Source organism: Microbacterium sp. K41, assembly GCF_004794395.1.
Classification (GTDB): Bacteria; Actinomycetota; Actinomycetes; order Actinomycetales; family Microbacteriaceae; genus Microbacterium; species Microbacterium sufflavum.
This window is the reverse complement of the sequence record NZ_SSDO01000334.1, coordinates 1-23,663: the sequence shown is the minus strand read 5'-3', so window position 1 is coordinate 23,663 and position 23,663 is coordinate 1. Positions and strand designations below refer to the sequence as shown.

General features: G+C 71.1%; 22 protein-coding genes and 1 pseudogene. 7 read left to right on the top strand and 16 right to left on the bottom strand.

Translation table 11 applies throughout. The annotated features are described in order from the left end of the window. Positions 1-146: 146 nt before the first annotated feature. The 12 genes from DW309_RS10105 to DW309_RS10050 form a co-directional block, all read right to left on the bottom strand. Complete coding sequence (locus DW309_RS10105) at positions 147-1,175, bottom strand: S-methyl thiohydantoin desulfurase domain-containing protein (RefSeq protein WP_136031746.1); 1,029 nt, start codon at positions 1,173-1,175, stop codon at positions 147-149. A 10-nt stretch (positions 1,176-1,185) separates the two neighbouring features. Then, positions 1,186-2,286, bottom strand: a complete 1,101-nt coding sequence (locus tag DW309_RS10100) for an S-methyl thiohydantoin desulfurase family protein (protein ID WP_136045299.1) — start codon at positions 2,284-2,286, stop codon at positions 1,186-1,188. After that, a complete protein-coding gene (locus DW309_RS10095) occupies positions 2,283-3,383 on the bottom strand; it encodes an S-methyl thiohydantoin desulfurase family protein (protein WP_136045298.1) in 1,101 nt (366 codons plus the stop codon). The genes DW309_RS10100 and DW309_RS10095 overlap by 4 nt, the downstream gene beginning before the upstream one ends. A 1-nt stretch (position 3,384) precedes the next feature. Beyond that, on the bottom strand, positions 3,385-4,932 hold the full coding sequence (locus DW309_RS10090; RefSeq protein ID WP_136045297.1) for a hydantoinase/oxoprolinase N-terminal domain-containing protein: 1,548 nt from the start codon (positions 4,930-4,932) through the stop codon (positions 3,385-3,387). 39 nt (positions 4,933-4,971) lie between these two features. Continuing rightward, entirely contained in the window at positions 4,972-6,312 is a 1,341-nt protein-coding gene (locus DW309_RS10085) for a purine-cytosine permease family protein (RefSeq protein WP_136045296.1), read from the bottom strand. Between the two features lie 117 nt (positions 6,313-6,429). Continuing rightward, positions 6,430-7,020, bottom strand: a complete 591-nt coding sequence (locus DW309_RS10080) for a TetR/AcrR family transcriptional regulator (RefSeq protein ID WP_136045295.1) — start codon at positions 7,018-7,020, stop codon at positions 6,430-6,432. 3 nt (positions 7,021-7,023) lie between these two features. Next, a complete protein-coding gene (locus DW309_RS10075; RefSeq protein ID WP_136045294.1) occupies positions 7,024-8,307 on the bottom strand; it encodes an ABC transporter permease in 1,284 nt (427 codons plus the stop codon). Continuing rightward, positions 8,304-9,017 (bottom strand): ABC transporter ATP-binding protein, encoded by a 714-nt coding sequence (locus DW309_RS10070; protein WP_136045293.1) that lies wholly within the window; start codon positions 9,015-9,017, stop codon positions 8,304-8,306. The genes DW309_RS10075 and DW309_RS10070 overlap by 4 nt, the downstream gene beginning before the upstream one ends. Positions 9,018-9,129: 112 nt before the next feature. Beyond that, positions 9,130-10,533: a threonine synthase gene (thrC, locus tag DW309_RS10065; protein WP_136045292.1), complete on the bottom strand. Its 1,404-nt coding sequence runs from the start codon at positions 10,531-10,533 to the stop codon at positions 9,130-9,132. A 90-nt stretch (positions 10,534-10,623) separates the two neighbouring features. Next, the gene (gene erm / locus DW309_RS10060; protein ID WP_136045291.1) at positions 10,624-11,403 is read right to left on the bottom strand and encodes a 23S ribosomal RNA methyltransferase Erm; all 780 of its coding nucleotides are present in this window, start codon (positions 11,401-11,403) and stop codon (positions 10,624-10,626) included. Between the two features lie 221 nt (positions 11,404-11,624). Further along, positions 11,625-12,227 carry a response regulator transcription factor gene (locus DW309_RS10055; protein ID WP_136031725.1) on the bottom strand — a complete coding sequence of 201 codons (603 nt, stop codon included), beginning with the start codon at positions 12,225-12,227 and terminating at the stop codon, positions 11,625-11,627. Continuing rightward, positions 12,224-13,441 carry a sensor histidine kinase gene (locus DW309_RS10050; RefSeq protein ID WP_136045290.1) on the bottom strand — a complete coding sequence of 406 codons (1,218 nt, stop codon included), beginning with the start codon at positions 13,439-13,441 and terminating at the stop codon, positions 12,224-12,226. The genes DW309_RS10055 and DW309_RS10050 overlap by 4 nt, the downstream gene beginning before the upstream one ends. Before the next feature lie 158 nt (positions 13,442-13,599). Between DW309_RS10050 and DW309_RS10045 the strand changes: the two genes are divergently transcribed. The 4 genes from DW309_RS10045 to DW309_RS10030 all read left to right on the top strand — a co-directional run bounded on the left by DW309_RS10045 (position 13,600) and on the right by DW309_RS10030 (position 16,218). Beyond that, positions 13,600-14,151, top strand: coding sequence for a small multidrug efflux protein (locus DW309_RS10045; protein ID WP_136045289.1), 552 nt, complete (start codon positions 13,600-13,602; stop codon positions 14,149-14,151). An 84-nt stretch (positions 14,152-14,235) separates the two neighbouring features. Next, positions 14,236-14,571: an ArsR/SmtB family transcription factor gene (locus DW309_RS10040; protein WP_136031719.1), complete on the top strand. Its 336-nt coding sequence runs from the start codon at positions 14,236-14,238 to the stop codon at positions 14,569-14,571. Further along, positions 14,571-15,254 carry a cation diffusion facilitator family transporter gene (locus tag DW309_RS10035; RefSeq protein WP_136045288.1) on the top strand — a complete coding sequence of 228 codons (684 nt, stop codon included), beginning with the start codon at positions 14,571-14,573 and terminating at the stop codon, positions 15,252-15,254. Before DW309_RS10040 ends, DW309_RS10035 begins: the two co-directional genes overlap by 1 nt. A 58-nt stretch (positions 15,255-15,312) precedes the next feature. Further along, complete coding sequence (locus DW309_RS10030) at positions 15,313-16,218, top strand: arginase family protein (protein WP_136045287.1); 906 nt, start codon at positions 15,313-15,315, stop codon at positions 16,216-16,218. A gap of 24 nt (positions 16,219-16,242) precedes the next feature. Here DW309_RS10030 and DW309_RS10025 read toward each other — a convergent pair whose 3' ends face one another. Continuing rightward, positions 16,243-17,529, bottom strand: a complete 1,287-nt coding sequence (locus tag DW309_RS10025) for a hemolysin family protein (RefSeq protein ID WP_136031713.1) — start codon at positions 17,527-17,529, stop codon at positions 16,243-16,245. A 94-nt stretch (positions 17,530-17,623) separates the two neighbouring features. Next, positions 17,624-18,637, bottom strand: a complete 1,014-nt coding sequence (locus tag DW309_RS10020; RefSeq protein ID WP_136031711.1) for a TerC family protein — start codon at positions 18,635-18,637, stop codon at positions 17,624-17,626. A 357-nt stretch (positions 18,638-18,994) separates the two neighbouring features. Here DW309_RS10020 and aspS point away from each other — a divergent pair. Next, positions 18,995-20,296, top strand: a pseudogene (gene aspS / locus DW309_RS10015) (aspartate--tRNA(Asn) ligase). Positions 20,297-20,362: 66 nt separating this feature from the next. On the opposite strand, the gene DW309_RS10010 reads toward aspS, so the two are convergent. Both DW309_RS10010 and DW309_RS10005 read right to left on the bottom strand, forming a co-directional pair. Next, positions 20,363-21,013: a GntR family transcriptional regulator gene (locus DW309_RS10010; protein WP_136031707.1), complete on the bottom strand. Its 651-nt coding sequence runs from the start codon at positions 21,011-21,013 to the stop codon at positions 20,363-20,365. Between the two features lie 154 nt (positions 21,014-21,167). Then, a complete protein-coding gene (locus DW309_RS10005) occupies positions 21,168-21,569 on the bottom strand; it encodes an arsenate reductase ArsC (RefSeq protein ID WP_136036779.1) in 402 nt (133 codons plus the stop codon). 325 nt (positions 21,570-21,894) lie between these two features. Between DW309_RS10005 and DW309_RS10000 the strand changes: the two genes are divergently transcribed. Further along, positions 21,895-22,323 (top strand): MarR family winged helix-turn-helix transcriptional regulator, encoded by a 429-nt coding sequence (locus DW309_RS10000; RefSeq protein ID WP_136031703.1) that lies wholly within the window; start codon positions 21,895-21,897, stop codon positions 22,321-22,323. Between the two features lie 190 nt (positions 22,324-22,513). Next, the coding region (locus DW309_RS09995) for a flotillin family protein (protein ID WP_136045286.1) at positions 22,514-23,663 on the top strand (1,150 nt) is incomplete at its 3' end.

Sequence of the window (23,663 nt, the reverse complement as noted above, 5' to 3'; positions counted from 1 at the left end):
GAGGCCGCCGCGGCTCTGCGCCGGGAGGTCGGCCTCCTCCGCCTCCACCGACACCGCGTCCCACTCGGCGTCGGCGGGCCCGGCGACGAGGCGCACAGCCCCGTTCTCGCCCTGCGCGAGCAGTGCGGTGAGGGGAAGCGCGGCGCTCATGCCGCGTCCAGCCCGTCGAGACCGTAGGCCGACGGCACGATGCGGGCGCGGCGCTCGGGGCGCTCGCTCCACCAGTCGGGCGCGGGCAGGGCGAGCACGACGACGTGCCGCGCCAGGCTGAGGTCGGTGACCTCGAGGATCTCGCGGGACACGGCGTCCAGCACCACGATCACCTCGGGGGCCGCGGCGACCAGCAGCCCGTCGCTGAGCACCGCGAGCGTCTCCGACCGCGCGACCACCCGGTGCACGGTACCGCCGATGCCCGCGACCTCGATGGCGCTGACGTGCGGGTCCGTCACGGACGGCGCGACCGACAGGATCCGGCCCTCGGCGAGCAGCTCGCCCCCCAGGGCCTCCGCCAGCAGCGGTGGCGCGAGCCGGGCGTGCGCGAGGAACGCCCGCCCCAGGTCGAGCGCCCGAGCCAGGTGCCCCTCGATCGCGTGCTCCCGCAGGTCGCCCACCGTGAAGCCGGCGAGCACCGCGCAGCCCACTCCCCCGGCCTGGATGATGGCCGACCGCACCACCCGCTCCGCGTCGATCGCCCTGGTCGCCTCGACCAGGGCGACTCCGTCCGCGCCGGTCTCGCACGCGAACACGAGCCCGGGCACGCGGTCGACGAACAGCGACATCTGGTCGAGACCGGGCACCGCGCGACCCGTGCAGTCGGCGTCGACCACGGTGTGCGTCTTCGCGAGGGTGAGGGGCGCCAGCCCGTTCATCCCCCCGCCCTCGAGCGAGCAGACCGCCGGCACGGGGTGTCCGAGCCAGCGCTCGACCGCCCGCAGCAGTGCGCCGAACGGCTCTGCGCCCGGCATCCGTTCGCTCAAGAGCATGGTGGAGCCGACGAACGCGACACCGAGGCACGGGGTCGCGGGGTCGAGCGCCGACACCGGCGTGACGTCGATCGGCCCGTGGTCGGCGGCGCCCAGCATGAGCTCGAGCATCGTGGTCGAGCCACCGCCGCCGGAGCCGAGGAGCGCGTAGCCGCGGGCGAGCGCCGCCACGTCGTCCCGCTCCAGCCTCATGCCGTCCAGCCTAGGACGCGGGGGTCCCCTCGACCGGGCGGAACGGCTCCGTCAGGCCGAACGCCATGGGACCGAACGCGGCCAGCGCCTCGGGCGTGCGCATCATGTCGGGCGTGGAGATGCCGAGCACGCGCACCCGCTGCCCGTAGCGCAGTCCCTCGGTCGTGATCGGTTCCGCGGTCTCGTGATCGACCACGCAGATGAGGTCGGGCACGATCGCCAGCAGCTCCCCGCCGCGGTAGGCCGTGAGGTTCTCGTTCTGGAACGCGATCTCGACCGCGTCGCCCTCGGCCCCCAGCGGAGCGATGACGGCCCGGCCCTTCGCGAAGCCCTCCGTCGTCCGCCGCTCGACGTCCACGACCTTCCCGACGCCCAGTTCCCGCACGTGCGGGTAGAGGGTGGTCGCGAGGGTGTCGGCGATCGCCTCGAACGGGGACCGGTGCTCCTCGCGGGCCAGGCGGATGGCGCGGCCGAGCGCGAGCGCCATCGAGATGGTCCGTGGCACGGCCGTGCGCCGCACGTCGGCGCCGGTCATGGCGTACTCGGCGATGTGGCCGACGCCGCCCAGCCGGATCGTGATGCCGCGGGCGAGCCACTCCATCTGCCGGTCGTCGTCGCCCGTGTCGATCACGACCTTCTCGCCGCGCTCCCCGGCGAGCGCGAGCGGCGAGCCGTGCACGCCGTACACCGCGAAGGTCTCCATCGACAGCTCGGGGAACGCCCGACCCATGCCGTCCGCGTCCACCACGGGCAGCCCGGTCTCGGCCGCGACGATCAGCGGGATCATGGAGTTGATGCCGCCGCACTCGATCGGCATCGTCGCGTCGGCCGTGCGCCCCAGGTGCTCCTCGAGCGTGCGCAGCGCCAGCGTGGGCTCGGTGCCAGCGGGGATCTTCTCCACCATCACCGTCGGGGCGCCCATCTGCGCGGTGGGGATCACGAAGAGGTCGTCCGCCAGCTCGTCCGGGTCGAGGATCGTGATGCTGCCGTCGCCGAGCACCCGTTCCACGAGCATCTTCCCGATGTACGGGTCGCCGCCGCCGCCCGTGCCGAGCAGCGTCGCGCCTCGGGCGAGGTCGGGGAGGTCGGCCGCGGTGAGCTGCCAGCTCATGCGGCCGCCCCCGTCGAGGCGTCGGCGGCGGAGACGGTGCCGTCGAAGCGGTGGGCTGCGAGGTCGTAGCCGAAGTAGCCGGGGCCGACCATCGCGAGGGCCTCCGCGGAGTGCCAGCGCTCGTCGGCGGGGGCCGCGATCACGCGCACGCGCTGGCCGTAGCGCAGCCCCTCGGTGGTGATCGGCTCGCCCGACTCGCCGTCGAGCACCATGATGAGGTCGGGTGTGGTCGCGAGGACCGCGCCGTCGGCCTCGGCGACCAGGTGCTCGTTCTGGAACCGGAGGGTGAGCATGGTGCCGCCGTCGCCGTCGATGCGGGCGCGCCCGCGGGCGAACCCGGTGGTGGTGGCGCGGTTGACGTCGACGACCTTGCCGCCGAACAGCTCGCGCCCGCCGAGCAGTTCCACGACCGCCGCGACCGGGTCGGTCTTCTCGTCGCGCGCGGTGGCGATGCTCCGGCCGATCTCGATGCAGCGCGACAGCGACCCCGCCACGAGCGACTCCCGCGCGGCGGTGCCCGACATCGAGAAGCCCGAGATCATGACGGAGCAGCCCATCTCGACGCACGCGACTCGGGCGATGCGCTCGGTCCAGGAGTTGTCGGCCGTCTGCAGCACCCCGGTGTTGCCCTTCTCGTCGCTGAAGGCGAGGGGCGAAGCGGTCACGCCGTACAGCGTCGGCAGCACCATCTGCAGCTCCGGGAACGCGCGCCCCATGCCGTCGGCGTCGACCAGCGGCAGGCCGAGCGCGGCGGCCGCGGCGATCGGGATCGTGGAGTTGACGCCGCCGACCTCGGCGCACGCGATGTGCGTGACCGGGCGGCCGAGGTGGATGCCCAGCGCCTTCACGGGCTCGATGACCTCGGCCAGACTCGGCAGCTTCTCGACCATGACGGTGGGCGCGCCCATCATCGCGACGAACAGCACCAGGGCGTCGTCGGGCACCTCGTCGAGGGCGACCACGGGGACGTCGCCGCTCGCGAGGGCCTGCCGGGCGAGGAGCGCGCCGATGTACGGGTCGCCGCCGCCACCCGTGCCGAGCACGGCAGCCCCGCGCGCGAGTCCGTCGATGTGGGCGGGTGTGATGGTCCAGCTCATGTCAGACCCCCATGTCGAGGTCGCCGACGGCCTTGACGCGGATGCGCGTGGCGTTGCCGGGAAGGTACGGGATGGGCACCTCGTCGAAGTCGATGATCGACACGGTGGACGGCTTGGCTCCCGCGGCGATGGCCTTGTCCACGGCCTCGGCCCGCACCTCGGCGAGGGTCTCCTCGCGGCGGCCCGGCTCGATCGCGTACACCTTGTCGATTTCGCCGCCGACCTGGGCGATCGAGGCGCCGATGGCGTTGGCGACCGCGTAGTTCTCCGGGCGGTGCACGGTGCCGAACAGCGGCAGCTCGTCGGGCAGCAGGATGGAGCCGCCGCCGACCGCGACGACCGCGATCGGCTCGGGCGAGGTGCGCATGCGGTCCACGGCCTCGGACACCCGCTCGGCGACGCGGTCGAGCACGCGCTGCACGAAGGCGGGGTCGAGGTGGGCCACGCGGCTCGGGTCGCCCACCTGTGCCCGGCCGGCCGCGACCGCGATGTCGGTCGCGGTGAGGGTGGAGCCGCCGAACACCAGCGCCTCGGTCGTCAGCTTGTACCCGACCGATGCGGGGCCGACCTCCGCGGTCTCCTCGTCGACGATGCTGCCGCCGCCGATGCCGAGGGAGAGCACGTCGGGCATCCGGAAGTTGGTGCGGATGCCCGCGACCTTCACCTCGTTCGCGGTCTCGCGCGGGAAGCCATTGATGAGCAGTCCGATGTCGGCCGTCGTGCCGCCGACGTCGATCACGGCGCAGTCGTCGAGGCCGCTCGTGGCGGCGGCACCGCGCATCGAGTTCGTGGGGCCGGAGGCGAAGGTCGCGACCGGGTAGCGGCGCACGTAGTCCTCGTCCATGAGCGTGCCGTCGTTCTGGCTCAGGAAGATGGGCGCTTCGATGCCCTGCGCGCGCACGGCCGAGGTGAGCCCGTCGACGATCTCGGACGCGAGCTCGCGCAGCGCCGCGTTGATGATGGTCGCGTTCTCCCGCTCCAGCAGCCCGATGCGTCCGATCTCGTGCGACAGCGAGATCGCCGCATCCGCCCCGAGCACGTCGGCCACGATCTCGGCTGCCCGCACCTCGAGGTCGTGGTTGACCGGGCTGAACACCGAGGAGATCGCGACCGAGCGGATGCCGTGGGCCTTCATGTCCTCGGCGTGCGCACGGATCTCCTCCGGGTCGAGCGGCGAGATGGGTCGCCCGTCGAACTCGTATCCGCCGTGGGCGAGGTAGCTGCGCGCCTGCGTGGCCTCCACCAGCACCTCCGGCCAGTCGATCAGCGGCGGCAACGCGCGCGTGGCGGGGAGCCCCAGCCGGAGCGCCGCGACCGGCGCGAGCCGGCTGGCCTGCACGAGCGCGTTGATGAAGTGCGTCGTGCCGATCATGACCGCATCGATGTCTGCACCCTCGAAGGAGTGACCGGCGCGCAGGTCCTCGATGGCCTGCACGATCCCGCGGGTCACGTCGGGGGTCGTGGAGTGCTTCACCCCCGCCAGGGTGCGGGTGCCGTCCATGAGGACGGCGTCGGTGTTGGTGCCGCCGACGTCGATGCCGATGTGCATGATGCTCGCTTTCGTGTGGGGTGGTTCTGTCGCGGTCGCTCAGACCGCCGCGGGGGCGCTGTCGACGGGGCTCGCCTGGCGCGTGGTGGCGACGCCGACGCCGCGCACCCAGCCGAGCTTGCCGACGACGATGTACAGCACCATCGACAGGAAGAGGCTGAGCAGCGACGGGATGCCCCAGGTGACGAAGTACCCGACGAGGGACGAGACCAGCCAGACGACGATGGTCGCGGGGACGATGCGCGGAGCGGTGGCCGGAAGCGTGCCCTGCTCGCGGGTCGCGTCGAGCTCGGGACGCCAGCGCCGCACCACGTAGTACTCGGCGACCATGATGCCGGCGATGGGCGGGAACGCGACGCTGAGCACGATCAGGAACTCGGTGAACTGCCCGAGGATGCCGACCGCGGCGAGCACCGAGCCGACGACGCCGAGCACGATCGTGGTGGTCACGCGGTGCAGGTTCTTGCCGAACGCGGTGGAGATGAAGTTCACCAGGCCGAGGGTGGAGGAGTACAGGTTCCAGTCGTTGATCTTCAGCGTGCCGGTCAGCACGATGAACAGGCCGATGAAGCCCACCGACGAGGTGACGATCGCGACGATGTCGCCGGTGGCGGCGGCGTGCGCGAGGAGCACGCCGACCAGGCCGATCACGAACTCGCCGAGCGAGACGCCCAGCACGGTCTGCTTGACGACGTCGGCGCGCGAGCGGTTGAAGCGGGTCATGTCGCCGGTGATGATGGCGCCGACGATGAGGCCGCCCGCGACGATGCCGGTGCCCGCCCACACGCTCATTGTGGGGCCGGGGGCCGGACCGGTCAGCAGTTCACCGATGTCGTGGCGGCTCAGCTCGGAGATGACCGACCATCCCACCAGGATCAGGAACAGCGGCACCGTGATGTTCGCGAGCCACTGCATGCCGACGAAGCCGAAGGCCACGATCGCGGTCACCGCGAGGCCGAAGATGAGGCTCCACGCCCACACCGGCAGGGCGCCGGGCATGAGGGCGTCGAGCGACTGTGCCGAGATCGCCGACTGGATGCCGAACCAGCCGATCAGGCTGATGCCGATCGCGAGGCCGACCAGCGAGGCGCCGATCTCCCCGAAGCCGGTCCAGCGGGCGAGGAGGGCGGTGTTCAGGCCTTCGCGCTGGCCGATGAAACCGACCACGCACATGATCACCTCGAGGATGATCGAGCCGAACAGGAAGGCGAGGACGGCCTCGCCGAACGTCATGCTGTAGCCGAGTGTCGCACCGAGGAGGAACTGCGAGAGGGCCGAGACCTGTCCGAATCGCTGCACTGCGATTCCGAACCAGGGCTTGCGGGCCTCCGGCGTGACTCGGGAGAGCGCGAAGTCGTCTGCGTGCGCCGTGCGTGCCATGAGGATCCTTCGGGAGGAGGGGGAACGGGTTGCCGCCACCGTAGCCACCGCGCCTCACCGCCCGACATGTGCGATCCGCACGAACATCGCCCGTCGCTGTGCACTCTGCACGCGACGTCAGAGCAGGCGGTCCCAGATCCACCGGAGATCGTCGAGGCCGGGCTCCGCCTCGCCCGCCCGCCCGGCTTGCAGTACGAGCGTGCTCGCGATGCGGGTGAGCACGGATGCGGCGGCGTCGATGCGCTCCGCCGCCTGGTCGGGGCCGACGGCACGCAGCTTGAGGCGGATGACCTCGTTGACCTCGCGCGCCAACGGCAGCAGCCGACTCGCCTGGCGCTCGGCGAGGGCCGGCGAAGCGGCGAGGACGCGCATGCGAGCTGCCGCGAGGTCCTCCTGCCCGTCGGGGGACGCCGGCAGCTCGACCAGACCTAGAGCGCCGCTGAGCACACCCACCGTCGCATCGCTGAGGTACTCGCGCACCCGCTGCTCGTTGAGCCGGGGCAGCGCGCTGCCGAGGAGCGCGTCCTCTTTGGTCGGGAAATGATTGAAGAACGTGCGCTGCTTGACGCCGGCCGCCGCGCAGATCTCGTCGACCGTCAGCGCGGCCGGCCCCTTCTCCAGGGCCAGCCGCACCGCCGCGGTCTCGATCGCGCGCGCCGTCGCCCGTCCGCGGGCGTTGCTGCTGTGCGGGGTTGCGGGCGCGGGCATGCTCTATTCGTATCGCAGCGCGTCGATGGGTGACTTCAGCGACGCGCGTCGCGCCGGTAGCGTGCCCGCCAGGAATGCGATGACGACGATGAGCGCGACGACGCCCAGCATCCCCTGCGGCTGGAAGAGCAGCAGGTCAAGACCGGCGAGACCCGAGAGCGGCCCCTGGGCGAGAGCCGCATTGAGCGGCAGTCCCACCAGCACGGCCACGACGACGCCGAGCACGCTGCCGAGCACGCCGATGATCGCCGCCTCGATGCTGAAGAGCGCGAACACCCGTCCGTTGCTCATCCCCATGGCCTTCATGAGCCCGATCTCGCGCGTGCGCTCCTGCACGCTCATCAGCAGCGTGTTGATGATGCCGAAAGCGGCCGCGAGCAGAGCGATCACGGCGAACGCGTTGAGCACACCGGTGATGCCGCCGATGACCGTCTGCACGATGCCGAGCTGGTCCTGGATCGTCTGCGCGGTCATCCCCGCGTCAGCGACCCGGTCCTTCAGGTCGCGCACGTCGTCGGCGCTGGCGTTCGGGTCGAAGGAGGCCACCGCGACCTGGAAGCGCTCCGGCGCCGACGACCCGGCGCGCTGCTCCGCCGCGATCGCGTCGACCAGGACGGCGTTGGCCCCGGCGCCGGCAGTGAGCAGGCTCGTGTTCGAGACACCCACGACGGTCGCCTCGATGGTGTGGGGGCCGCCGAGCACGTCGGTGAACCCCAGTTCGACCCGTGCACCGACCGCGTCGCCGGGGTCGGCCCAGCCGAGCGGCTCGACGTCGTCGAGCGGGAGGGTGATCTGGTTCTCGGTGGCCTCGGCATCCAGCTGCGAACCGGCGACGAGGTCCGCCCGCGCGATCGACGAGGTGGGCGCGATCGCGAACTCGTACTTCTGCGACCCCGGTCCCTGGATCCAGTCGACCGCGACGGCCGAGACGGGCGACACGTCACGCAGTCCGTCGATGCCCTCGAGCGCGGAGATGTCCTGCGGCGTCAGCGCTCCCCCGCCGGTGAGTGGATTGGCAGGACCCCCGGAGGCCGTGGAGGTCGCGGGATCGTACGGCTGGGGCCCGGCGTCGGTCGCCGTACCCGTCCCCGCCGAGATGAGCAGCACGTCGTCGGCGCCGAGCGACGCCACCTGCTTCGCGACGTAGTCGGAGACACCGGCGCCCAGTGCGGTCGTGAGGGTGAGCGTGAACGCTCCGACGAACAGCGCCAGCACGGTCAGCGTGGTGCGCAGCTTGCTGCGGAACGTGTGCGACACGGCGGTGCGCACCAGGTCGAGCGCGTTCATGCCGCCACCCCCGTCGCATCCTCCAGGCGCCCGTCGCGCACCACGACCCGGCGGTCGCATCGTGCGGCGAGGTCGTCGTCGTGCGTGACGATGACAAGGGTGATTCCGTGGTCGCGCTGGAGCGCGAAGAGCTCATCTTCGACGACGGCGCCGGTCGCGCTGTCGAGGTTTCCCGTCGGCTCGTCGGCGAAGATGACCTCGGGCTCGGACACGAGCGCCCGAGCCAGCACGACGCGCTGCTTCTGCCCGCCGGACAGGTCGTTCGCACGGCCCCGCGCCTTGTCCTCCAGGCCGAAGCGGCGCAGGGCCTCCATGCCGCGGCGTCGCCTCTCGGCGGCGGGGATCCCCGCGATCGTGAGCGGGAGGATGACGTTGTCGAGCACCGAGGCACCGGGGGTGACGAAGAACTGCTGGAAGACGAAGCCGAAGCGGCGGTTGCGGATCCGGTTCACCGCCCGCGGCGACAGCGTCGCCGCATCGGCGCCGTCCACCCACACCTCTCCGGCGTCGGGGCGGTCCAGAAGCGCAAGGAGGTGCATCAGCGTGGACTTGCCCGACCCGCTCTTGCCGACGATGGCCAGGGACTCGCCCCGCCGAACCCGCAACGACACGTCGTCGAGAGCCAGGAATCTGCTCTCGCCCTTCCCGTAGGACTTGGACAGATGACGCGCCTCGATGGCCGTCGGGACGGAGTCCGCACTTTCATTCATGCAGATACAGTAACAACTCTTGGCAGTTACTGCCTGATAAGTTCCTCTGGAAGGACGAAGACCCCCGACCGCGTCGGCGGTCGGGGGTCTTTCGCGATGAAGGGCCTCGGTGTCAGTGCAGGGCGTTCTCCGCGATGAGCGCGCGCAGGGCCTGCTCGTCGTCGGCCATCTCCGTCACGTGCTGGGGGGCGTCGAGCATCGCGCGCAGCTCGGGCGAGTAGCCGAGCTCGACGCCGATCGCCTCGTGGATGGTCTCCGCGAACTTCTCCGGCTTGGCGGTCTCCAGCACGAGCATCGGAACGCCCGGCTCCACATACTCGCGCGCGACCTTGACGCCGTCGGCGGTGTGCGGGTCGATCACTTCGCCCGAGGCCTCGTACACGGCGCGGATGGTGGCCAGCCGGTCCTCATGGGTCGAGGTGCCGCTGACGATGCCGAACTCCTCCGCGAAGCGCTCCTGCTCCGCCGAGAAGTCGACGTAGCCCTGCGCCTCCAGGTCGTCCCACGCGCCGACCACCCGCGCCGGGTCGCGGTCGACCAGCTCGAAGATGAAGCGCTCCAGGTTCGACGCCTTCGAGATGTCCATCGAGGGGCTCGAGGTGGCGAGGGTCTGCGCGGCGCTGCGCGGCCGGTAGACGCCCGTGCGGAAGAACTCGTCGAGCACGTTGTTCTCGTTCGCGGCCAGCACGAGGCGGCGGATCGGCAGGCCCATCTGCTTCGCGAAGAAGCCCGACAGGATGTTGCCGAAGTTGCCCGAGGGCACGGTGAACGACACCTCGGCCCAGCCGCCCGCGTCGGTGGCCCGCAGCCACGCCCAGAAGTAGTAGACGGTCTGCGCGGTGATGCGCGCGAGGTTGATGGAGTTGACGGCGCCGAGGTGCTGGGTGCGCTTGAAGTCGAGGTCGCCGGCGAGCTTCTTGACCAGGTTCTGGCAGTCGTCGAACACGCCCTCCACCGCGATGTTGTGCACGTTGGCGTCGTCGAGCGAGAACATCTGCGCCCGCTGGAACGCGCTCATGCGGCCCTGCGGCGACAGCATGAACACCGACACCCGCTCCTTGCCGCGGAGGGCGTGCTCGGCCGCCGACCCCGTGTCGCCCGAGGTTGCGCCGAGGATGTTCAGCACCGATCCCTGACGCTCGAGGGTGTACTCGAGCACCTGCCCGAGGAACTGCATCGCCATGTCCTTGAACGCCAGCGTCGGCCCCTCGGAGAGACCGACCAGCGTGAGGTCGTCGTCGATGCGGCGCAGCGGCACCACCCCGTCGGGGAAGTCGGCGTAGGCGGCGGCCGTCATGCGCGCCAGATCCTCGCGGGGGATGTCGGTCGCGAACAGCCCCAGCACCTCGGTCGCGAGCTGGGGGTACGTGAGTGCGCGCCAGCGCTCCAGGGTCTCACCGTCGACCTCGGGCATGACCTCGGGAACCGCCAGGCCTCCGTCGGGCGCGAGCCCTTCGAGCAGGGTCTCGCTGAAGGACTGCGGCTGCATGCCGCCACGGGTGGAGATGAACGGCACGGTGGCTCCTCGGCTCGGGACTCGGCGCCTCCATTCTCGCAGGCCGCGAAGACGCCGCCGGACGCGTGACGGAGGGGGCGCCACCACCCCTCATGGCCTCCGCCCCGCCTCGCGCCACACCCCCGCCCACTGCTCCGGGCCCAGGTCACGGGGGAGGCGGCGGTCCTGCGCTCGCACCGAGGCGACGGCCCGGCGCGCCTGGGGCATCGACAGGCCGCCTGCGGAGGCCACGATCGCGGGGAGCGAGCTCCCGCGCCCGGTGAACATGCGCCGAACGAAGGCCTCGTACGCGCGGCGATCCGTCGCGGGCACGAGCGGCGACCCGCGCCGGGCGATCGTCAGCAGCCCCCCGTCGACGCTCGGCTGCGGCCGGAAGCCCCACGCCGGAACACGGCCCTCCAGGGCGAACACGAACCACGGCGCGGACTGTGCGGTCATCAGGGTCCCGCCGCCGACTCCGGCGCGTTTCCGAGCGACCTCCCACTGGGTCAGCAGTACCGCGTGTCGCCATCGCCCCGTCGCCAGCAGACGACGGAGGATCGGCGTGGTCAGGTGGAAGGGGACGTTGCCCACCACCACCTCGGCGTCGAACGGGTGACGTGTCGCATCCGCGGCCTCGACGCGTACCTGCGGGAGGTCGGATCGAAGCCGACGTACGCGGTGCTCGTCCACGTCGATCGCGGTGAGGGGACGACCGAGGCGGGCGAGGGGACGCGTCAGGGCACCGTCACCGGCGCCGAGCTCGAGGATAGGGCCGGACGTGCGCTCGACCAGCGAGAGGATGCGGTCGAGCGTCGGGGCGTGATGGAGGAAGTTCTGGCCGAGTTCGTGGCGGCCGCCGTGGATCGAACGAGGACGGTTGCGAGGCATGGGTGCGCTCCGGGAAGAGGATCGGAGCACCTCGGCGAGGGACGCGCGAGCGGAGTCGGCGAAAAGAGCCCGTCCCGAGGTGCGATGACATCTCTGTGGACGGCGCGCGGAGGCGTGCGGAGAGCGAGCGCGCCGTCAGGCGCGGCGGTCGCGGAACACGAGAGTGCGCCCCATCACGGGCGCGGCGCATATTGTTCCCATGCGAGCCAGCATATCGGGAGTCAGATCCAGCCGCGCTCCTCCGCGAGCAGCACCGCCTGCTGACGTGTGGCCACCGACAGCTTGCCGAGGATCACCGAGATGTGGTTCCGCACCGTTCCGGGTGCGAGCGAGAGCGCCCTGGCGATCTGCCCCGTCGTCTCACCCCGCCGCCCGGCCCGCAGCACGTCCAGCTCCCGGTCGGTCAGCGGCGAGCGCTCGTCGCTCAGCGCATCCGCCGCGATCTCCGGGTCGACGTAGCGCGCTCCCGCGGCGACCCGCCGGATCACCGCCGCGACCTCGTCCGCCCCGCGCGACTTCGGCAGGAACCCCGACACCCCGGAGGCCAGCGCACGCCGCAGCACGCCCGGTCGCGCGTGACGGGTGACCACCACGCACCGGGTCGCGATCTCCCGGCCGAGCCGCTCCGCGACCTGCACCCCGTCGAGCCCCGGCATCTCCAGGTCGAGCAGGCACACGTCCGGTCGCAGCCGCAGCGCCTCCGCCACGGCCTGTTCCCCGTCGGCGCACTCCGCGACGACCTCGATGTCGTCCTCCAGCCGCAGCAGCGCGGCGAGTGCCGACCGGATCATCCCCTCGTCGTCCGCCAGCAGCACCCGGATCATCGCCCGCCCTCCCCCGCGGACGGCACGGTCACCACGACCACGAACTCGTCCGCGTCGCGACGCACGTCGAGCGTGCCGCCCGCGTCCGCGATCCGCCGCCGTACACCCTCCAGCCCCGAGCCGCCGTGCCCGTCCTCCACGTCGTCCGCGCCCCCGTCCCCGTCCGTGACCCCGTTGGCGATCTCGTACCGCCACCCGTCGCGCGTGCGCTCGAGCACCAGCCGCGCGCGCTCTCCACCGCCGTGGCGCAGCACGTTCGTGGTCGTCTCCCGGATCACCGGGCCGAGGTCGGCCGCGGGCGCCGCATTCGCGTCGGTCGCGATGCGCGCCTCGACGTCCAGCCCTGCCGCGCCCAGCAGGTCGCGCGCGTTCGCCAGCTCATCGCCCAGCGGGACCGACCGGAACCGCGTCGCGAGGTCCCTGGTCCCCTGGCGCGCCTCGTCCACGCTCACCCGCGCCGCGCGCAGCTGCTCCATTCCGGCGGGCGCGTCCACAGGCAGCAGCCGCTCCGCGAGCTCCAGCTGCAGCGCGATCACCTGCAGGTGATGCCCCTGCAGGTCATGGACGTCGGTGGCGACCCGCAGCCGCTCCTGGGTCGCGGCGAGCCGGGCCTCCGAGGCTCGAGCCCGGTCGAGCGTCACCAGCACGTCCCACCACCACAGCGAGCTGACGGTCATCCCCGGCAGCATCGTGGCGTACACGATCGGCAGCCACCACGGGATGCCCACCCCGAAGCCGTCGGCGGCGGTGTCGATCACGGCGAGCCCCACCAGCACGACCGTCGCCGCGACGACCACCCGCACGCGGACACCGCGCGGCCACCGCAGCAGCACGAAGAACTGCACGATCGGCATGCCCGCCAGCTCCCAGCTGCCCACGAGGAGCCCGGCCGTGCCCCCGTAGGCCACCGCCACCGCGAACGGCAGCACCAGGCGCCGCCACTCCACCCCCGGACCGGCCTCCAGCCGGTGGCGGTAGTCCAGCAGCAGCAGCAGCGTCGACGCGCACCACACCACGCCGCCCAGCCCCACCACGAGCAGCACGCCGCCGCGCAGGTCGACCGCGGCCGCGATGCCCGTCCATGCCCCGACGAGCATGAGCTCGATGAACAGCACCGCGGTCACCGTGTACCACCAGGTGGCGGTGATGCCACGGGCGAGCTGCCGGGAGCCGGGCGCTGGTTCGACGGTGGAGGCCGGGGGGATGCGGGTCACGCTCCCCACGATAGGGCCGTGACAGATGTCACGGGATCGGCGGGTGAAGCACCCGGAGAGAGGTGACGCCGCGGCACTGTCACAGCCGTCCCGCCTCCGGTGGACTGGGGTCATGGCGACGGAGAGCCCGTCCGCCGAAACTCCCGGAGGCCCCTCCCATGAACCTCGTCGAGACGTTCCAGAACCTCGTCGCCCAGGTCCCCGACCTGGTGCAGCCCCTCATCGTCGCTCTCGCCGGCGCGGTGCCGTTCATCGAGGGCGAGGGTGCCGCGGGCATCGGGATCATCGGCGGGATCCCCCCGGTGGTGGCGGCCGTCGCGGCGATGGTGGGCAACTTCGTGTGCGTGGCCGTCCTGGTGCTCGCGAGCTCGGGGGCGCGGCGCGCCATCGTCGACCGGTCGAGGGCGCGGCAGGCCGCACTCGCGGGCGGCGGGAGCAGCCTGGAGGATGACGCGGCACCCGCGCCCGCGGCCGAGCAGGGGCGCGGCTCCGCGCGGCGCGAGAAGTTCCAGCGGGCGTTCGAGCGCTACGGCGTCCCCGGCGTGAGCCTGCTGGGACCGCTGCTGCTGCCCACGCACTTCACCGCGACCATGCTCGCGGCGTCGGGCGTGGGCAAGGGACGGATCCTCGTGTGGCAGGCGGTCGCGATCATCGGCTGGACCACCGTGGTGGCCGTGATCGTCGGCGGCGCGGTGTACGCGATCCGCTGAGATCGCGGCGGGAGGGGCGGTCGCATCCGTTGCCCCTCCCGCTTCACTCTTTTCTGAATTCACTTCTTTCTGTACTGTTCAGGGGTGACCACTGCGCTCGCCTCGACTCCGCACACCGCCGCCGTCGCCCGCCTCGGGCACGCGCTGTCCGACACGACGCGCGCCGGGATCCTGCTCGCCCTCCGGTCGTCGCCGCGGTACCCGGCCGAGCTCGCGGAGGCGCTCGGCGTCTCGCGGCAGGCGATGTCGAACCATCTCGCGTGCCTCCGCGGCTGCGGACTCGTCGAGAGCACGGCCGACGGGCGACGCAGCCTCTACCGCCTGTCGGACCGCCACCTCGCTCCCGCGCTCGACATGCTGATGCGGGTCACCCTGATCGTCGACCCGGACTGCTGCGACGGCGAGGGGTGCACCTGCTGATGGCGGCCGTGGTCGCCGAGCCCCGCCGGCAGACGCTGCACCGCCGCATCCGCCTGATCGTGGGCGTCACGATCGGCTACAACGTGATCGAGGCGATCGTCGCCGTCGCCGCAGGCTCGGTGGCCTCCTCCGCCGCACTGATCGGGTTCGGGCTCGACTCCACGATCGAGGTGCTCTCGGCGGCGGCGGTCGCCTGGCAGTTCACGCGGCCCGATCCCGAGCGCTGGGAGAAGCCGACGCTGCGGGTGATCGGGGTGGCGTTCTTCGCGCTCGCGCTGTACGTGACGGCGAGTTCCGTCCTGGCCCTGATCGCGCAGGAGCGGCCGGAGCACAGCACGGTCGGGATCGTGCTGACCGCGGTGAGCGTGGTCGTGATGCCGTTCCTCTCCCTCGCCGAGCGCCGGGCGGGGCGCGAGCTGGGGTCGGCCACCGCGGTCGCGGACTCGATGCAGACCCTGATCTGCACGTATCTGTCCGCCGCCGTGCTCGTCGGACTCGTGGCGAACTCGCTGCTGGGGTGGTGGTGGGCCGACGCGGTCGCGGGGCTCGTCATCGCGGGCTTCGCCGTCCGCGAGGGGATCGAGGCCTGGCGCGGTGACGCGTGCGCGACCTCGGTCGGCATGCTCCTCGAGGAGCACGACCACGAGCACGACCACGACCACGAGCACGACCACGAGCGCTGAATCCACTCCCCTCGCGCGGGCGGAGCGAATGTCGGTCGCCCCCGCCAGAGTGGACCGCATGATCACTCTTCTGTCCGCTCCCAGCAACCTCGGCCTCCGTCCGCCCGAGCCCGGGAGCGTGCCCGGCTCGGCGAAAGCGCCGGAGGCGTTGCGCGAGGCGGGCCTCTACGAGCGGTTCGCCGCCCGGGGCGCGACCGACTCCGGCGTCGTCCTCCCCGGCCGGTACGTGGCCGACGACGACGTGCGTCCGGCCGGTCGGGTCCGCAACGAGGCCGCGTTCGTCGACCACTCGCTGCGCCTGGCCGCGCGCATCGGCAACGCGATCGACGCGGGGCAGGCACCCCTGGTGATCGGCGGCGACTGCGGCATCCTCGTCGGCGCCGGGATCGCTCTGAAGAGACGCGGCGGAGCGGGACTCGTGCACATTGACGGCCACACCGATTTCCGCCACCCCGGCAACAGCGAGGAGTGCGCGGCCGTCGCCGGCGAGGCCCTGGCGGCGGCGATCGGCCTGCACTGGCCGGCCATCGCCGACATCGACGGCCTGTCCCCCTACTTCCCGGCGGGGCGCACCGCCCACGTCGGACACCGCGACGACGACGAGGAGCAGGAGGAGGTTCGCGGCCTCCTGGCACGCGTGACCCCCGCGGCCGAGGTCTCCGCGCGCGGAGCCCAGGCCGTCGCGTCCGAGTCTGCCGCAGCCGCGGGTGAGGCGTACTGGCTCCAGCTCGACGTCGACGTGCTCGACCCGTCCGTGATGCCCGCGGTGGACAGCCCCGATCCCGGCGGCCTCTCCGCCGACGAGCTGACGGCGCTGCTGCGGGGCCTCGCTCCGCGGGCGATCGGTGCGAGCATCACCGTGTTCGATCCCGACCTCGACCCCGACGGCCGCTATGCGCGGCTGCTGGTCGAGGTTCTGAGCGAGGGCCTGAGCGAGCTCGGCAGCGCGGTGCGTCCGGCCTGACCATGCCGGCCGGACGCTCCGCGCTCAGTGCTCCGCGGCGGGCTCCGGCTCGGCGTGCAGCGTCACCCGCACCCGGGCGATCCGGCGCCGATCCACCTCTGCCACCTGGATGGTCGCGCCGGGCACCTCGACCGTGTCGCCGACCACCGCGAGGCGTCCGAGCTGTTCCGTGACGAATCCGGCGATGGTGTCCGACGATCCGCGCGGCATGGCCAGCCCGGTGGCCTCCTCGAAGTCCTGCAGGTTGAGGCGTCCGTCGAGCCCGTCGTCGGCCGAGATGAAGACCTCGGCGTCGTACTCGTCGAAGATCTCGCCGACGACCTCCTCCACCAGGTCCTCGAGCGTCACGAGCCCGTCCGTGCCGCCGTACTCGTCGACGACGACCGCGATGTGGTGGCCCTCCGCGCGCATGCGGGTCAGCGTCGGCAGCACCCGGGCGGTCGAGGGGATGTAGGGGATCTGGCGCACGAGGGCCGCCAGCGGTCGCTCCGGGTCGTCGGCCGCGGCCTCGAACAGGTCGCGCACGTGCACGAACCCGGTGATGTCGTCGATCGAGGTGTCCGACACCGGGTAGCGCGAGAACGGCAGCTCCCGCACCTGCTGCATGGCAGCGCCCACGGTGGCGGCCTGGTCGAGCGCCACCACCTCGGGTCGCGGTCGCATGACCTCGCTCACCTGGCGGCCGCGCAGCGACAGCACGTCGTCGAGGATGCGGCGCTCGTCGTCGGGCAGCCCCTGGTGCGTCGCGACAATGTCGCGCACCTCCTCGTCGGTGAGCTCATCGCTGGTCTTGTGCGGGTCGCCGCCGAGCAGCCGCACGAGGGCGTTCGTCGACACGGACAGCAGCCAGATCACCGGTCGCATGACGGTCGCGAAGCCGTTCAGGGCCGGGGCGACGGCATACGCGAACTGGGCGTTGCGCTGGATCGCGAGACGCTTCGGCACGAGCTCGCCGAGCACGAGCGACAGGTACGCGATCACGAGGGTGAGCACGAGGGTGGCGACCGTGAGCGCCACGGCGGGGGCGAGTCCCCAGCTCTCGAACAGGGGCGCGAGCGACGGAGCGATCGAGGTGGCGCCGTAGGCGGCAGACGCGAAGCCCGCCACGGTCACGCCGATCTGCACCGCCGAGAGGAAGGTGTTGGGGTTGCGGGCCAGCCCGGCGACCTTCGCGCCGCGCTTCCCGCGCTGGCCGATCGCGTTGATCTGGCTCTCTCGCAGCGTGACCAGCGCCATCTCGGTCGCCGCGAAGACGCCGCCGATCAGCACGAACACGAGGACGAGGGCGATGTTCAGGAGCAGGTCGCCCATCAGCGGGCTTCCTCTCCGGGTGCGGGGTGAGCGCCCGGGATGAACCGGGCGCCCGTACTGTCAGAGTCCGAAGAGTCAGAACAGCGCTGCGCGCTCAAGAGTGCTCCTTGTCGATAGGGGTGGTGCCGGTCGTGGGGGGAAGAGAAGCGGTCTTGCGGGTCTTGAGCAGACTCGCGACGGTGGCGACGGCGATGGTCGCGGCGATGAAGAGCAGCGAGAACCAGATCGGGATCTCGGGCGCCCACAGCATCGGCTCGCCGTTGTTGATGAAGGGGACCTCGTTGACGTGCAGCGCGTGCAGCACCAGCTTCACGCCGATGAACGCGAGGATCACGGCGAGGCCCTGGGCCAGGTAGACCAGGCGCTCCAGCAGTCCGCCGATGAGGAAGTACAGCTGGCGCAGCCCCATGAGGGCGAACGCGTTGGCGGTGAACACGATGTACGCCTGATCGGTGAGACCGTAGATCGCGGGGATCGAGTCGACGGCGAACACGAGGTCGATGAACCCGATCGCGATGATGGTCAGCAGCATCGGGGTGACGAAGCGCTTCCCGTTCTTGACGACGGTCAGCCGGTCGTTGTTGTACTCCTCGCTGACGGGGAGGTGACGGCGCACGAAGGTCATGAAGCGGCCGTTCGCGGGGTTGCTCTCGTGGTTGCTGAACGCCTGGCGGTAGGCGAGGAAGAGCAGGAGCGCGCCGAACACGTAGAAGATCCAGGAGAAGTTCTCGATCAGCGTCGCGCCGACGGCGATGAAGATGCCGCGCAGGATCAGGGCGATCACGATGCCGATCATCAGCACCTTCTGCTGGTAGATCTTCGGCACGGCGAACCCGGTCATGACGATCAGGAACACGAAGAGGTTGTCGATCGACAGGGCCTTCTCGGTGAGGTACCCGGCGAAGTACTCGCCGCCGTACGTCCACCCGGAGACCATGCCGATGCCCACGCCGAAGAGCAGCGCCAGGCTGATGTAGAAGATGGACCAGCGGGCGGATTCACCGATGGTCGGCTCGTGCGGCGTGCGCACGTGGGCGAAGAACTCGTACACGAAGAACGCGATCGTGACCGCGATCGTGATGACCCAGATGAGAGGGGTGACGTCCAAGGGATACTCCAGATTCGGCGTGGCAGAACAGCGCCAAAGTCTTCTCCATCCCGAATCGGGACCGGTGGGCCGGGATGCGATGCATCCGTAATGACGACCAGACCGTGTCGGAGTACTCCCCTTGGAGGTCCCAGAGTACGAGACGCCCATATCGGAATGCTGTGGATCTGCCGAGAACCCGGCCCCCTAGACTGGCGGTGGCGACTGCGGGGCGTGACGACCCCCGGCCTCGACGGCAAGCGGTCCCCGCGCGTCCGGCGTACCGACGAGAGGCCGGTGTCTCACCGGCGAAGGTGTGGTGGCACCGCGATCTAGCCCCCGCCCGCACCTCCAGGGCTTCCACAACCTGGAGGAAGAATGAGATCACCCGACCCCGGTCGCACGCTCGCGACCGAACTGTCCCGCACCGCGCCGGGCCGGAGCGTCACGCTCCTCGGCCACGTGCACCGCCGCCGCGAGCTCGCCTCCGTCGCCTTCCTGATCCTGCGCGACCGCTCCGGGCTGGCGCAGGTCGTGCTGCGGCCGAGCGAACTGCCCGACGGCGGCCTGCCGCCCGAGGAGACCGTCGTCCGCGTCACCGGCACCGTATCCGCGAACCCGCAGGCGCCCGGTGGCGTCGAGGTCGCCTCGCCTCGGATCGAGCTGCTGTCCGAGCCCGCAGCGACCCCCGTGGTGGACCTGTGGCGGCCGACCCTCGACGCGACGCTGCCCACGCTGCTCGACCACGCGCCGGTGCTGTGGCGCCACCCCGCCCGCCGGGCGACCTGGGAACTGGCGGCCGCGAGCCTGAGGGCCTTCCGCCGCACGCTCGACGCCGCCGGCTTCACCGAGGTCCACACGCCGAAGATCGTGGCGACCGCGACGGAGTCGGGCGCGAACGTGTTCCCCGTGGACTACTTCGGCCGTCCGGCGTACCTGGCGCAGAGCCCGCAGTTCTACAAGCAGCAGCTCGTCGGGGTGTTCGAGCGCGTGTACGAGGTGGGGCCGGTGTTCCGCGCAGAGCCCCATGACACCGTGCGGCACCTGGCCGAGTACGTGTCGCTCGATGTGGAGTTCGGCTTCGTCCGCGACCACCGCGACGTGCTGTCGCTCCTGGGGGAGGTGCTGCGAGGAATGCTCGACGGGATCCGCGCGGAGGCGGCCGCGGCCGTGGCGCAGCTCCGGGTGCCGCTGCCGACGATCCCCGAGGAGATCCCGGTTATCCACTTCCGCGACGCGCTGCGCCTGGTGGGGGCGCCCGACGACGAGCCCGACCTGGCACCGGCGCACGAGCGAGCGCTCGGCGAGTGAGCCATGGCCGAGTTCGGCAGCGACGTGCTCGCGGTCGAGGGGTACCCGATGGCCAAGCGTCCGTTCTACACGCACCCGCAACCCGACGACGAGCGCTGGAGCAACAGCTTCGACCTGCTCTTCCGGGGGCTGGAGCTGGTGACGGGCGGGCAGCGGCGGCACCGTCACTCCGAACTGGTCGCCGCGATCGAGGCCGGGGGCGAATCGCCCGACGCTTACCGCGGCTACCTCGAGGCGTTCGCGCACGGGATGCCGCCGCACGGCGGGTTCGCGATCGGCCTGGAGCGCTGGATCGCGCGACTCGTCGACGCGCCCAACGTCCGCGAGGTCACGCTGTTCCCGCGCGACCTGCACCGCCTGACGCCGTAGCGCGAGAGCGCCGGACACGACGAGGGCGGCCGCACCGCGCGGCCGCCCTCGTTCGGTGTCCTCGTCCTACTCGGCCGTCGTGCCGGCGAGGCCCTCGGCCTCCGCGCGGTCGATGATGGAGGGCAGCACCTCGTCGAACAGCGTGACGAGCACGGCACGGATCTTGACGGCGTCGCGCTCCTCGAGGGCGTCACGGATCGAGGCGACCACGTCGCCCACCGCCGCCCAGTCGAACACGTCTTTGGAGTGCTGGCTGAAGCGGCGGATCTGAGGACCGAGCCGCTCGATCACCGTCGCCCGCGCCGCGTTGCCCTCGATGCGAGCGAACCCGGTCGCGGCACCGCGCAGCGCGGCGCCGAACCCGATGACGTCTCGGGAATTGACCGCCGTCGCCATGTCGTCCGCGAGCTCGACCAGATACGACACGTCGTCGTCCTGGATCACCGGCAGCACGTGACGCACCGAGCCGATCCAGATGTCGCCAAACAGGTCGACCGCATTGCGGACCCGGTTGAGATCGATGGGGGCGACCCGCGTGTAGCGGTTGCGCTGCATCTCGACGAGCCCGTTGTCGGCCAGGCGGTCGAGCGCATGACGGATCGGTGTCTTGGAGGTGCCGAGGCGTTCCGCGAGTTCGTAGTCGCGCAGTCGCTCCCCCGGGGGCAGCTCTCCGCTGATGATGGCGTCCTGCAGCCGCACGAACGCCTCGTCGCTCATCGACCGACGCTCGAGCGGACCACCTGAGAGTGTCACGCGTTCCTCCAGTTGGGGAGTATTGGAGAGTGAAGTTCTACGTTTCAGCAATATATCCCACTTCGGGGGAAAGGGCGAGGAACACCCGCGTCCACGGACGGTGAGCCCGGAGCCCGGCTCAGATCAGCTCTCCCACGAGCGCCTCGATCCGCGTGCGGATGTCATCGCGGATCGGTCGCACCGCCTCGATCCCCTGCCCTGCCGGATCCTCGAGCGTCCAGTCCTCGTAGCGCTTTCCGGGGAAGATGGGGCACGCGTCGCCGCATCCCATCGTGATCACGACGTCCGACGCCTTGACGGCGTCCACGGTGAGCACCTTCGGCTGCTCGGCGGTGATGTCGATCCCGACCTCGGCCATGGCCTCCACCGCGACGGGATTGATGCGGTCCGCGGGCAGCGACCCCGCGGACCTCACCTCGATGCGGTCACCGGCGAGCTCGCGGAGGAACCCCGCGGCCATCTGCGAGCGCCCGGCGTTGTGCACGCAGACGAAGAGGACGGAGGGGGTGGTGGCGGTCATGGCGCTCCTGGGTGGATGGGTCAACGGGTGGCTGAGACCGCGAGGTGGGCGTGACTCCATATTGATGACTATCGATATAAAGAGCAAGCCGCGAGAGCCCCGCGGCGACTTCCTGCCGACTCGGTCGGATCGGCCTCACGCGTCGCGCGAAGATTCCGTGATCAAACCGTTGCATTCGTTACCTCGTCGTTATACAGTGATCGCACGGTGAATGTTTGCTGTGGCATCCACCGCATGTGATTGCAGGACACTCTTGGTGCAAGGGACAAGGGCCGGTCGGGAGCCTCTCCGACCGGCCCTTTACTGTGGCCGCTACGCTGTGAGGATGACCGATCGCAAGCTCGCCCTGGAGGCCTGGGAGAGCCTGTTCCGCGCGCAGCACGAGCTGTTCACGGACATGATGGCCGACTTCGATCACAACGAGCTCGCGCAGGCCGAATACGACGTGCTCCTCACCGTCACCCGCTCCCCCGACATGACGGCGCGACTGCGCGACATCACCGCGAACATGCTGATCAGCCAGCCCAGCGTCTCCCGCCTCGTCGATCGCATGGTCGCCCGCGGGCTGGTCGCCAAGTGCCCCGACCCGGATGACGGCCGCGGTGCACTGATCCGCGCGACCGACGCCGGTGCCCGGGCCTTCCGTTCCCTCGCCACGGTGCACGGCCGCTCCATCGCGTCACGCATGTCTCGGCTCGACGACGACGAGCTGCGCCAGCTGCGCGACCTCGCGGAGAAGCTCCGCAACCGCTGACCGCGACCGCGTGAACGGGGAATGAGCCCTTCTCCCCACCCCGCCTCTGCCGCATCTTCTCCCCGATGTGTCGGCGATCACCCCCGCGCAGAGCGGGCCCTCCGGGGTTTCTGGCAGGGTGGAACCGAGTCCCGGCACACCGCGCGGGCCCGTCAGACCGCCCCCTCGGGGGGACCAAGGGAGGTCATCCATGGAGATCGCCGGAATCGTCGGCATCCTCATCATCATCGGTATCGCCGTCGTCGCAGCGGTCATCCTGCTGCTGATCCTGCTGCTCTTCGCCCGCAGCTGGATCAAGGTGGCCAGGGCCGATGAGGCGCTCGTCATCTCGGGCCGCAAGCAGAAGGTGCAGCGCGCGGTGATCGCCGCCGACGGCACGAGCCGCTCGGAGCTGTCGGAGTCGCCGGTCACGGTGATCGTCAACGGCAAGTCCCTCGTCAACCCGATCACGCAGCGCCACGAGATCATCTCCCTGCGCTCCCGTCAGGTCTCGCTCAACGCGGAGGCGCAGTCGCTCGACAACGTCACCCTCAACGTCGACGGCGTCGCGATCGTGAAGATCGGCTCCGACCCGCTGCTCGTGCGGCGTGCCGCGGAGCGCTTCGCGTCGCAGGACAAGGCGATCGAGCAGTTCACCACCGAGCAGCTCGAGGGTGCGCTGCGCGGCATCGTCGCGACACTCTCGGTCGTCGAGCTCATGCGGGAGCGGAAGAAGTTCTCCGACCAGATCGCGGCCGACGTCTCGCAGGAGCTCGCGGAGCAGGGCCTCATCCTCGACTCCTTCCAGATCAAGGGCATCACCGACAAGGTCGGCTACATCCAGTCGCTCGGGGCGCCGGAGATCCAGGCGAAGAGACAGGCCGCCGAGATCTCGCAGACCAACGCCGACCGCGCGATCAACCAGAAGAACATCGCCAACCAGGAGGCGAACCTCGTCGAGCAGACGGCGCTCGACACCAACACCGCCAACGCGAACGCCGGCATCGGACGAGCGCGTGCCGAGGCGGAGCAGGCCGAACAGCTCGCCCGCGCGCAGGCCGAGCAGGCCGTGCTGCAGCAGCAGGCGGAGAACAAGCAGGCTCAGCTCGACGCCGACGTGAAGCGCGTGGCCGACGCCCAGCGCTACGAGGCCGAGACGCGCGCGCAGGCCGAGCTCTACACGCGTGAGCGCGCCGCCGAGGCCGCCGCGATCGAGCAGGTCAAGCAGGCCGAGGCCCGTACGCGCATCGCCGAGCAGCAGGCGCAGGCCGACAAGGCCCGGGCCGACGGTGAGGCCGCGGCCGCCATCGCGAAGGCCACGGGTGACGCCGATGCGCTGCGGGCACAGGCCGAAGCCGAGG